Raw genomic sequence first — 11,644 nt, 5'->3', positions numbered from 1 at the left:
AGCGAATCCAACTATAGTAGGAGTGTTGTTCTATGAGCCGGATGGTCGGCACCGTATCCATGGGTATCCGCGCCCCCATTATCCGCAGCGGAGATGACCTGGCCGAGATCGTCACCGGGTCTGTCCTGGAGGCGGTCAACGATGGCGCGTTCTCCGTACGCGACCGCGACGTAGTCGCCATGACTGAGGCCATTGTGGCCCGCGCCCAGGGTAACTATGCCTCGGTAGACGATATTGCCGCCGATGTAAAGGCGAAGCTGGGCGGAGAGACCATTGGCGTGATCTTCCCCATCCTCAGCCGCAACCGTTTTGCTATTTGCCTGCGCGGCATCGCCAAGGGCGCCAAGAAGGTGGTCCTGATGCTGTCCTATCCCTCCGACGAGGTGGGCAATCACCTTATTGATGAGGACGTGATGGACGAAAAGGGTGTGGACCCCTACAAGGATGTGCTCTCTCTGGAGCGCTACCGCGAGCTGTTCGGCTACACCACCCACCCCTTTACCGGCGTGGACTATGTGGACTATTATTCCAATCTGATCCGTGAGTCTGGCGCTGAGGTGGAGGTCATCTTCGCCAACGATCCCCGGGCTATTCTGGCCTACACCAAGAACGTGCTGGCCTGCGACATCCACACCCGCGCCCGCACCAAGCGCCGCCTGGTTGCCGCCGGCGCCGAGAAGGTGTTCTGCCTGGATGAGATCATGACCGCTCCCATCAACGGCAGCGGCTACAATGAAAACTATGGCCTGCTGGGCTCCAACAAGTCCACCGAGGACAAGGTGAAGCTCTTCCCCCGTCCCTGCCAGGATCTGGTGGAGGAAATCCAGGCCCGGCTTCTGAAGGCTACCGGCAAGCACGTTGAAGTCATGGTCTACGGCGACGGCGCCTTCAAAGACCCCGTGGGCAAGATCTGGGAGCTGGCCGACCCGGTGGTCTCCCCCGCTTACACCGCCGGTCTGGAAGGCACCCCCAACGAGCTGAAGTTGAAGTACCTGGCTGACAATGACTTTGCCGCTCTGTCCGGCGAGGCTCTGCGCGAGGCCATTAAGGGCGAGATCAAGAAGAAGGACGGCTCCTTGGTGGGTAAGATGGCTGCTCAGGGCACCACCCCCCGCCGCCTGACCGATCTGATCGGCTCTCTGTGCGATCTGACCTCCGGCTCCGGCGACAAGGGCACCCCCATTGTCTACATCCAGGGCTATTTCGACAACTACACCACCGAATAAGCACATATAAAATGGACGCCGGTCCCATAGGGACTGGCGTCCATTTTATAATACCTTGCTCATCAAAATGGCGGCCTGACTGTCTCCCTCTGTACGGTAGGCATCGGGCAGCAGGCCAAAACGCTCAAACCCACAGTTCTCATAGAGGGCCACCGCCCGGACATTGTCTTCCATCACTGACAGCTCCATGCGGGCATAGCCCATATGCCTGGCTTCCCGGCACAGTCCATCCATCAGCATCCGGCCCAGGCCCTGCCCCCACCAGCGGCAGCGGACAGATAATCCCAATTCAGCCCGGTGACCGCATTTTCGGTTGGCTGCCGCAGGGCCCACGCCCCCCAGCCCAATCAACCTGCCCTCCACAAATCCGGCCAGCATCAGTCTGCCCGGGCTGGCCAGCTGCCGCTTGAGAAAGGCCTGCTCCTCCCGCAGGGTATTGCTGATCTCCTCCGGCAGAAAAGCGGTAAAAGGGCTCTCTGCTGCCACCCGGCGCAGATGGCGCAGCACCGCTTCCCCGTCCTCCGGGCGGGGACTGCGAAGCAGACACCGGCTTCCATTCCGCAGAGTGGTCTGCATCTCTTCCGCCCGCATGGTTATGCCTCCCAACTCCGCCAGGCGGCCAGCCGCTTCCAGATGAGCCAGGCCAGCCAGCCGCACAGCAGACCAACCACCATACCGGCCAACACGTCTGTAGGGAAGTGAACTCCCACATAAAGCCGGGAGAACCCCATCAGAGCCGCCATCACCACGGCGACGATCTTCATCCACCGCCGGGGCAGGGTGCGGCACCAGGCAGAGGCCGCCGCAAAGGCTGCGCAGGTGTGGCCCGAAGGAAAGGAATTGGGGTCGTTCTCTGCTACCAACGGAATCAGCCCTTCTACCATCAGCCAGGGCCGGGTACGGCCCACCAAATGCTTGAGCACCACATTGGTACATAGCAGGCCCAGCAGCATGGCTATCAAGCTGACAAAACCCGCTTTACGGGTCCTGGGAATACAGATCAGCACCACAGAAAGCACAATCCACAGGATGCCAGCGTCACCCATCTGGGTATAAATGATCATGATCGGGTCCAGCACGGCACAGCGCAGGAAGTTCTGGATCCAGAGCAGAATACCGCCGTCTATCGGCAGCAGCCATTGGGGCATAATAAGTTCCTCCTATTGGAAAAAGGACGGCGGTACCATGACCGCCGCCCTCTCTATTTTGATCGATCTCAGCTGGTTTACTCGGCGTTCTCACTCCAGGTGCAGTCCAAGATCACGCCATTCAGCTCAAACTTATCCGTTTTAAGGATATGGCTCTTGCCCACACGCACCTCTTGGGTACCAAGCTCGGTGGTAATGGGGTTAGCCACATTGCACTCCACAGTGAAAGTCAGATCCAGCAAACCCTTGTCAGCAGTAAGGGCCACCGTATCGCCAGACGTGCTCACCGTAATATCTCCACCGTGGGGCTTGGCCTCCACAGCAGTGACCTGACCGTCCAGCAGCTCGCCAGAGGCCATCAGGGTGGAGGGGATATAATTCTCCTTGATGCTCTCATAAACCGCCGGCTGGACGCTCTCTACCAGCACGGTATACTCCACATGGGTGGTGGTGGAACCTCCGCCTACAACACCACTGCTGCCCGGCTTGAGGAACTTCATACCCAAAACCACTGCCGCAATAATAACCACCAGGATCACCAGCAGATCCACGATGTTGATTTTACCAAACAGTCTTCCCTTTTCGTCTATCATCTTTTTGCAGCCTCCGAGGTTGTAAATTCATGTCGCACTTGGTACAATGGTACCGGGTTATTGTATCATAGATCCCCACCGAGACACAAGTACTTTCTTTTTTCTTTGGAGGTTTTGATTCCATGAAGGTCATGCACCTCATCTCCGGCGGCGACAGCGGCGGCGCCAAGACCCACGTTCATTCCCTACTGAAAAATCTTGCCCATACCATCGACGTTACCATGGTATGTTTTATGGAAGGTCCATTTGCCCAAGAGGCCCGGGAACTTGGCATCCCCACTGTGGTCCTGCCTGGACACAATCTGCTGAAAACCCGCAACACCCTGAAAAAGATGATCGTGGAGGGGGGCTATCAGATCCTCCACTGTCACGGCGCCCGGGGCAATTTGATGGGCGCTCTGCTGCGGAAGGCCACCGGTCTGCCCGTGGTTACCACTGTCCACTCCGATTATCGGCTGGACTACCTGGGCCGCCCCTTCTCCCGCATCACTTACGGCACCATCAACACCATCGCTCTGCGGAAGCTAGACTACCGCATCGGCGTGTCCGATGCCATGACCGATCTGCTCATCTCCCGCGGCTTTGATCCGGACAAGCTGTTCACCATCTACAACGGCATCGATTTTGCCCCCCGTACCCCCGCCCTCTCCCGGGAGGAATACTGGAAGAGTGTGGGGCTGGATGCTGACCAGGACTCTGTTGTGGTGGGCATTGCCGCCCGCCTCAACCCCGTCAAGGATATTGCCACCCTGGTCCGCGGCTTTGCCCTGGCCTATAAAGTCTGCCCTCATCTGCGGCTGCTTATCGCCGGCGACGGCGAGCAGATGGGGATGCTGAAGGACTTGGCCAACCAGTTGGGAGTAGCCAAGCAGGTCTGCTTTGCCGGTTGGGTGTCCGACACCGACAGCTTCTACAATGCTCTGGACATCAATACCCTCACCTCTCTCTCCGAGACCTTCCCCTACTCCCTCACCGAAGGCGCCCGGGCGGGCCTGCCCACAGTGGCCAGCCGGGTAGGCGGCGTGCCTTACCTGATCGAGCATGGTATCCACGGTTTCCTCTTTGAGGCAGGGGACGCGGAGGGACTCTCCCGCCACCTCATTGCGCTGGCTCAGGACCCGGAGCTGCGCCAGCATATGGGCCAGCGGCTCTATCAGAGGGCCAAGGAGGACTACTCTCTGGAGAGCACCCTCCAGCGGCAGCTCTCCATTTATGACACCATTCTCCGCCGCCAGGCCCGCAAGACCGGCCGGCGGGATGGCGCTCTAGTATGCGGAGCCTATGGCCGGGGCAACGCCGGCGACGATGCCATTCTGGAGGCCATTGTCACCGAGCTGCGCCAGGTGGACCCTGACCTTCCCATTTGGGTGCTCTCCCGCAGCCCGGAAGATACCCGGCGCACCTATCGTGTCAACTCCATCTACACCTTTGCCTTCCCCAAGTTCCTGTGGCGGATGCGAAAAACCAAGCTGTATATCAACGGCGGCGGTTCCCTGATGCAGGACGTAACCAGCCATCGCTCCCTGTGGTTCTATCTCTTCACCATCTCCTGGGCTAAGCGGCTGGGCAATCAGGTTATGATGTACGGCTGCGGCATCGGTCCCATCCACTCCCCCTCCAATCGGAAACGGGCCTCCAAGGTGCTCCAGAAGAGCGTGGACGCCATCACCCTGCGGGATACTCACTCCCGTGAGGAGCTGACCGACATGAAGGTCACCCACCCGGAAATCATTCTCTCCGCCGACCCCACGGTCATTCTGCCCGCCGCTCCCGCGCCCGTGGTGGACGGCATTCTGGAGAGCCAGGGCATCGATCCCAACGGCAAATATATCGGCTTTGCCCTGCGGCCCTGGCCGGGCTTTGAGGCCAAGGCCCCCGTTTTTGCCGCCGCCGCCGACTACGCCTATGAGAAATACGGCCTGACCACCGTCTTTCTGCCCATTGAGCGGCGTCTGGATGTGGATGCCGCCAAGTTGGCTGCTAAGTATATGAAGGCCCCCCACCATATTCTTACCCATACCGGCAGTTCCGACCACACTATCGGTCTGTTTGCACGGATGCAGGCGGTTATCTCTATGCGGCTGCACGCCCTCGTCTTTTCCGCCGGCCAGGGTGTGCCTCTGGTGGGCGTGGTATACGACCAGAAAATCAGCTCTTTCCTCTCCTATATCGGCCAGGATCTGTACACCGACCTGGATAAGGTGACGGCGGAATCCCTGTGCGGCTACATCGACGCAGTCTATGCCCGAATCGGAGACACCGAATTCCTGTCCGGCGGCGTGGAGCGGCTGCGGCAGGTGGAGGAGCGCAACCAGGAGACTGCCCGCCGGCTTTTGGAGGGTGTGTCCCGTTGAAACAGATCCTGTGCCTCTCCTCCCAACCCTGGAGCACTATCCCCACCCGCACCCAGCAGCTGATGACCCGGTTGAAGGATGCCAAGATCATCTTTCTGGAGCCGCCTTCCCGGAACTACCGCAAGCCCGGCCGCAAAGTACGCCCCGGCCTGACCGTATATGCCCTCCCGCCTGCTCCTGAGGCCTCCGAGGATCAGCGGCTGCTCCGGTTTGTCCGGGACCGCAAGCTGACCCGCCATATTCTTAAGCTGATGGATATGCATCGCTTTCGGGAGCCCCTGCTCTGGTGCACTTCCCCGGAGCAGGTCCATCTGCTGGACGCCATCCCCCATCAGGGGCTGGTATATGACTGCGCCCAGGACTGGCTGGACACTCCGCCCGAGTGGGAGAGCGACCTGGCCTTGGCTGCCGACGTGATCTTTGCCGCCTCCGAGGGGCTGGTGGACCACCTCTCCCCCTGCAGCGACAACATTGCCCTGCTTCCCAATGGGGTAAGCTATCCCATGTTCTCCCGGCCAGACAATGAGTGTCCCGCTCCCCTGGCCGACCTCACCGGTCCCATTCTGGGCTTTGTGGGCACCATTTGGGAGGATCTTGACCTGACACCGGCCATCCAGGCCGCCCGGGCTCTGCCCCGGTGCACTTTTGTCTTTGTAGGGCAGGTAGAGCCCTACAATCCCCAGCTGCGCACCCTGGAGGCCCTTCCCAACGTCCGTCTGCTGGGCCGCCAGCTGCCGGTGGATATTCCAGACTATCTGTCCCGATTCGACGTGTGCCTTCATCTGTTGCGGCAGTCTGACTACGGCGCCGACATCGTACCCAGCCGGGTCTATGAATATCTCACTTCCGGCAAGCCCATTGTGGCTATGTTCTACCCCGACCATGTGGAGCATTTCCCTGACGTAATCTACGCCGCCCACAGCCCCGGCGAGTTTGTGCGGCTGTGCATCCGTGCTCTGGAAGAACCGGATGGTTGGCCTGCCGTCCGCCGGCGGGAACATGGGGCTGCCGCCGCCTGGTCCAACCGTGCCATGCAGGTTACCCAGATCCTCTCTGCCAACGGACTCTACTGACCCACAATGCGGGCGGTCCCACGGACCGCCCGCATTTCCTGCCATTGCTGATAAGGAGGCTTGTTATGATTCCCTATTCCACCGTGATTTTCGATCTGGACGGCACCCTGCTGGATACCCTTCAGGATCTGGCCGACAGTACCAACTATGCTTTGGCCCTCCACAAACTGCCCGCCCGCTCTTTGGATGAGGTACGCCGCTTTGTGGGCAACGGCGTAGGCCTGCTCATTCACCGTGCCGTGCCCGAGGGAACCCCTGAAGAACTGGAGGCCCGGTGTCTGGCTGATTTCCGGGCCCACTACCTGCTGAATATGGAGAACCGCACCGCTCCATACGCCGGTGTGCTGGAGCTGCTGGACGGTCTGAATCAGGCCGGGATCAAACTGGCAGTGGTATCCAACAAATTTGACGGCGCTGTCAAAGGTCTGTGTCAGACCTACTTTGGCGATCGGGTAAAGGTGGCCATCGGTGAATCCCAGGGAGTTGCCCGCAAGCCTGCTCCCGACACGGTACTTCGCGCATTGAAGGAACTGGGCGCTCAGCCTGAAGAGGCCGTTTATGTAGGCGACTCCGAGGTGGATATCCAGACCGCCCGCAATTCCGGTCTGCCCTGTCTGTCGGTGAGCTGGGGCTTCCGTGACGCGGAATTTCTGACCGAACAGGGTGCACAGCAGATCATCTCTACCCCCGCCGAGCTTCTGGCCCTGCTTACTGGCGAGCAAAATGACGAATCCAGCCGCCCTCATCAGGGGGATTTGTGAGCATAATAGAAAATTTACAAAAAAAGAAGGGTTTTATCCAGGCTGCGGCGTATAAAGAATAAAGGTTGAAATTTGCTGAGAGGCTGGTGAGCGCCCATGGTACTGCGTGAACAGACCGAAGCCGCCGAGGCGGCCCTGCTCTCCCCCTATGCCTGCCTGTCCGCCTGCTCCCGGGGACGTCTGGTGCCTCTGGAGCCCTGCCCCACCCGAACCTGCTTTCAGCGGGACATCGACCGGATTGTCCACTCCAAGGCCTTCCGGCGGCTCAAGCACAAGACTCAGGTCTTTCTGGAGCCGGAGGGGGACCACTACCGCACCCGCATGACCCACACCATCGAGGTCAGCCGCATCGCCCGCACCATCGCCCGGGGCTTACGCCTCAACGAGGATCTGGCAGAAGCGGCCGCCTACGGCCACGATCTGGGCCACACCCCCTTCGGACACGCCGGAGAGCGGGTCCTCAATGAGATCATGCCCGGAGGCTTTGCCCATAACGAGCAGTCTCTTCGGGTGGTGGACCGTCTGGAACGGGACGGCGAGGGACTCAACCTGACCTACGAGGTGCGCCGGGGCATTCTCTGCCACACCGGCTCCGACCAGGCCGAGACCCTGGAGGGCCGTCTGCTGCGGCTGGCCGACAAGATCGCCTACATCAACCACGACATTGACGACGCCATGCGGGGCAAGATCATCTATCCCATGGACCTGCCCCTCTCGGTCTCCCAGGTACTGGGCTTCACCCACTCTGAGCGAATCAACACTCTGACGGTGGACATCATCACCCAGTCCGCCGGAAAGAATGACATTGTCCAGTCCCCCGCCTGCCGGGACGCTATGAATGAACTGCGGGAGTTCATGTTTGAATATGTCTACCGCAGCCCGGTAGCCAAGGGCGAGGAGGGAAAGGCCCAGGACATGATCCGCCGCCTGTTTGAGTACTATGTGAAGGACCCGGACAAGCTGCCTCCGGAATATCAGGACATCCGGGTGGAGGAGGGCGTAGAGCGCGCCGTATGCGACTATATCTCCGGCATGACCGATAAATATGCCGTGGACCAGTTCAGCGACGCTTTCATCCCGAAGTCCTGGAGCGTAAAGTGATTTATGCTTACACCATTAGAGTATAAATGCTTTTAAAGGTGTTTATGCCGTAAGGTTATTTAACTTTACATATGCCAGCGTATGAGATTGGTATTGATTGGAAAAGATAGTCGGAAGGAGGATGCCTGTGGCGATACCAGAACAATTCATTGACGATCTGGTGGCCCGCAGCGACATTGCCGACGTGGTCTCTTCCTATGTCCACCTCACGAAAAAGGGAAACAACCTGTGGGGCCTGTGCCCTTTCCACAACGAAAAGACCCCCTCCTTCTCCGTCTCTCCCGATAAGCAGATCTACCACTGCTTCGGCTGCGGCAAGGGTGGCGGCGTAATTTCCTTTGTTATGGAGATGGAGAATCTCCCCTTTTTGGACGCGGTAAAGCTGCTGGCCAAGCGGGCAGGTCTTGAGGTGCCGGAGGCCGGAGAAAACGAGGCCTATCGCAAAAAGCGGTCCCGACTGCTGGAGCTGTCCAAAGACGCAGCCCGTTTCTACCACGACTATCTCATTGGTCCCGGCGGCCAGCAGGTGCGGGACTATATCGCCCAACGGCAGATCTCTCCCCGCACCGCTACCCGGTTTGGTTTGGGGGCCGCGCCAGATCAGTGGGATGCCCTCACAAAGGCCATGACCGCCAAGGGCTACACCAAAATGGATCTGATTGACGCCGGTCTGGCAGTAGCCGGAAAGAACGGCGGCATCTATGACAAGTTCCGGTCCCGGCTTATGCTCCCGGTCATTGATGTGCGGGGCGAGGTGGTGGGCTTCACCAGCCGCCTGCTCCCCGGACTGGAGGGCGCCAAGTACCTGAACACTCCGGAGACGGTGCTCTTCAAAAAAGGCCGTCTCATTTACGCCCTCAACTTCGCCAAGAACACCAAGCGGCCCAACCTGATTCTGGTGGAGGGCAACATCGACGTGATCACCCTGCACCAGGCGGGCTTTGATAATGTGGTTGCCACCATGGGAACCGCCCTCACTGAGGAGCACGCCCGCATTTTGGCCCGGTACACCAAGGAACTGGTGCTCTGCTACGACAATGATGCCGCCGGCAAGCAGTCCACCGACCGGGTACTCAACATTTTAAAAAATGCCAACCTCACCGTCCGGGTACTTCAGCTGCCCAACGCTTTTGATGCCGAGGGCAAGCCCATCAAACAGGACCCGGATGATTTCGTTAAAAAGTTTGGCCCTGCCGCTTTTGAGAAGTGCCTCAATGGCAGCGCCGGACAAAACGACTACCGGCTGGACAGCCTGCAGGCAAAACATGACCTGTCAAGCGAAGAGGGCAGGCTGGCCTATCTAAAGGAAGCTGTGGCCACCATCGCCGCCCTTCAAAGCCCTATTGAGCGGGAAATCTACGGCAATAAAGCAGCAGCAGCAGCCGGTATTTCCGGAACCGCCATGGCCCAGGAGGTAGCCCGCTACCGAAAGGACCGGGCCTGGCGGGCCAGAAAAGTCCAGGCAAAAAAGGACCTGACCCCCGCCGTTCAGCTCCAGCCCAAATCCAGACAGCTGCACTATGAGAATATCCGCTCCGCTCGCGCGGAGGAGGGTGTGATCCGCTTGCTGCTGCTGGACCCAGTCCTGCTGCCCGAGACAGATGGACTGGACCCGTCCCAGTTCTCCTCTCCCCTGCTGGCCAAGCTCTATGTGCTGCTCAAGCAGCGGCACAGCCAAGGGCTCAGTTTACAACTGGGCGCGCTGTCCGGATCGCTGGCCCCGGAGGAGATGAGCCACATCACCGGGATTCTGGAGCAGCCGGAGACCCATTCCAATCGCAGCCAGGCGCTGCATGACTACTTAGAGATTATCGAGACAGAAGCCGCCAAGCGGGGCGGCGTCGGGCTGGACCCTTTGCTGGCAGCCCGGGATAAATTCAGAGAGAAAAAATCATATGGAGGACAACCGCATGAGTGAAAAGAAGACCACCGGTAAAAAAGAGCTCACCCTGACCCTGGAGGATCAGGCCAAGCTGGCCCGCGACAACGCGAAGAAGATGGAGCAGGGCAAGATCGAGGTCATGAAGGTGGTGGAAGGCGTCCAGGGCGCCGAAAAACTGGCGGAGCTGATCGAGCGCGGCAAGAAAAACGGCAAGCTCTCCTCCAGCGAACTGATGGACGTGCTGGAGAACCTGGATCTGGAAAGCGAGCAGATGGACAAGATCTACGATACCCTGGAGAACCTGGGCATCGACACGGTAGGCGACGACTATCTGCCCGAGCTGGCCGACGACACCATGCCTCCTCTGGAGGAGCTCAATGAAATCGAAGACCTGCCTGAAGAGGAGATCGTAGACCCCAACACTCTGGTGGACTCCTTCGGCATTGACGATCCGGTCCGTATGTATCTGAAGGAGATCGGCAAAGTCAACCTGCTCACCCCCGATGAGGAGGTCCAGCTGGCCCAGGATATGGGCGCCGGTGACGCTGCCAAGGAGCAGCTGGAGGATATGGAGCGGGCCAAGGAGGCCGGCGAGGAGATCGCCCTGTCTGAGGACGACATCAAGGAGCTTCGCCGTCTGGTGAAGCGTGGCGAGGCGGCCAAGCAGCGCCTTGCCGAGGCCAACCTCCGTCTGGTGGTATCCATCGCCAAGCGGTATGTGGGCCGCGGTATGCTCTTCCTGGACCTGATCCAGGAGGGCAACCTGGGTCTCATCAAGGCCGTGGAGAAGTTTGACTACACCAAGGGCTACAAGTTCTCCACCTACGCCACCTGGTGGATCCGTCAGGCCATTACCCGGGCCATTGCCGATCAGGCCCGTACCATCCGTATCCCCGTCCATATGGTGGAGACCATCAACAAGGTCATCCGTGTCTCCCGTCAGCTTCTCCAGGAGCTGGGCCACGATCCCACCCCCGAGGAGATCTCCGAGGAGATGAATATGCCGGTGGACAAGGTAAGGGAGATCCTGAAGATTGCCCAGGAGCCCGTTTCTCTGGAGACCCCCATCGGCGAGGAGGAGGATTCCCACCTGGGGGACTTCATCCCCGACGAGGACGCCTCCGAGCCCTCTGAGGCTGCTTCCTTCACCCTGCTGAAGGAGCAGCTGGTCTCCGTGTTGGGTACCCTCACCGAGCGTGAGGAGAAGGTGCTCAAGCTGCGCTTCGGTATCGAGGACGGCCGCACCCGCACCCTGGAGGAAGTGGGCAAGGAATTCAAGGTCACCCGTGAGCGTATCCGTCAGATCGAGGCCAAGGCCCTGCGTAAACTGCGTCATCCTTCCCGCTCCAAGAAGCTGAAGGATTTCCTGAACTAACAAACGAAAAGCGGGCCTGTTGCAAAATAGCTGTTTTGCACAAGCCTGTCATTGCGAGCCAGTGCGCACACTGGCGTGGCAATCCGTTTCCTCGGCAAAAGGGGCGGATTCCCACGAAAAACGGCCGCCCA

The 11,644-nt window shown here is 59.5% G+C and carries 10 protein-coding genes; 7 read left to right on the top strand and 3 right to left on the bottom strand.

The window, feature by feature from the left end; all coding sequences use genetic code 11:
* The first annotated feature begins 32 nt into the window (after positions 1 to 32).
* Positions 33 to 1,226 carry a coenzyme F420-0:L-glutamate ligase gene (locus B5E56_RS07600; RefSeq protein ID WP_087265619.1) on the top strand — a complete coding sequence of 398 codons (1,194 nt, stop codon included), beginning with the start codon at positions 33 to 35 and terminating at the stop codon, positions 1,224 to 1,226.
* A gap of 45 nt (positions 1,227 to 1,271) precedes the next feature.
* Here B5E56_RS07600 and B5E56_RS07595 read toward each other — a convergent pair whose 3' ends face one another.
* The 3 genes from B5E56_RS07595 to B5E56_RS07585 all read right to left on the bottom strand — a co-directional run bounded on the left by B5E56_RS07595 (position 1,272) and on the right by B5E56_RS07585 (position 2,967).
* Positions 1,272 to 1,817 (bottom strand): GNAT family N-acetyltransferase, encoded by a 546-nt coding sequence (locus tag B5E56_RS07595; protein ID WP_087265622.1) that lies wholly within the window; start codon positions 1,815 to 1,817, stop codon positions 1,272 to 1,274.
* Positions 1,818 to 1,819: 2 nt separating this feature from the next.
* On the bottom strand, positions 1,820 to 2,374 hold the full coding sequence (locus B5E56_RS07590; RefSeq protein ID WP_087189100.1) for a phosphatase PAP2 family protein: 555 nt from the start codon (positions 2,372 to 2,374) through the stop codon (positions 1,820 to 1,822).
* Positions 2,375 to 2,451: 77 nt separating this feature from the next.
* Positions 2,452 to 2,967: a DUF4330 domain-containing protein gene (locus tag B5E56_RS07585; protein WP_087189101.1), complete on the bottom strand. Its 516-nt coding sequence runs from the start codon at positions 2,965 to 2,967 to the stop codon at positions 2,452 to 2,454.
* Between the two features lie 122 nt (positions 2,968 to 3,089).
* On the opposite strand from B5E56_RS07585, the gene csaB reads away from it, so the two are divergent.
* The 6 genes from csaB to rpoD all read left to right on the top strand — a co-directional run bounded on the left by csaB (position 3,090) and on the right by rpoD (position 11,513).
* Positions 3,090 to 5,321, top strand: coding sequence for a polysaccharide pyruvyl transferase CsaB (csaB, locus tag B5E56_RS07580; protein WP_087389247.1), 2,232 nt, complete (start codon positions 3,090 to 3,092; stop codon positions 5,319 to 5,321).
* Positions 5,318 to 6,394, top strand: a complete 1,077-nt coding sequence (locus B5E56_RS07575) for a glycosyltransferase family protein (protein ID WP_242955463.1) — start codon at positions 5,318 to 5,320, stop codon at positions 6,392 to 6,394. Before csaB ends, B5E56_RS07575 begins: the two co-directional genes overlap by 4 nt.
* Positions 6,395 to 6,459: 65 nt before the next feature.
* Positions 6,460 to 7,155, top strand: coding sequence for an HAD family hydrolase (locus B5E56_RS07570; protein ID WP_087389246.1), 696 nt, complete (start codon positions 6,460 to 6,462; stop codon positions 7,153 to 7,155).
* Positions 7,156 to 7,251: 96 nt separating this feature from the next.
* Positions 7,252 to 8,256 carry a deoxyguanosinetriphosphate triphosphohydrolase gene (locus tag B5E56_RS07565; RefSeq protein WP_087389245.1) on the top strand — a complete coding sequence of 335 codons (1,005 nt, stop codon included), beginning with the start codon at positions 7,252 to 7,254 and terminating at the stop codon, positions 8,254 to 8,256.
* A gap of 127 nt (positions 8,257 to 8,383) precedes the next feature.
* Positions 8,384 to 10,174, top strand: a complete 1,791-nt coding sequence (gene dnaG / locus B5E56_RS07560; protein WP_087389244.1) for a DNA primase — start codon at positions 8,384 to 8,386, stop codon at positions 10,172 to 10,174.
* Entirely contained in the window at positions 10,167 to 11,513 is a 1,347-nt protein-coding gene (gene rpoD / locus B5E56_RS07555) for an RNA polymerase sigma factor RpoD (protein ID WP_242955465.1), read from the top strand. The genes dnaG and rpoD overlap by 8 nt, the downstream gene beginning before the upstream one ends.
* Positions 11,514 to 11,644 lie beyond the last annotated feature (131 nt).

Origin of the sequence: Flavonifractor sp. An112, assembly GCF_002161085.1 — a bacterium.
In the GTDB taxonomy this organism is placed as follows: domain Bacteria; phylum Bacillota; class Clostridia; order Oscillospirales; family Oscillospiraceae; genus Flavonifractor; species Flavonifractor avicola.
The sequence above is the reverse complement of the archived record's forward strand: the minus strand, read 5'-3'. Positions and strand labels throughout refer to the sequence as shown.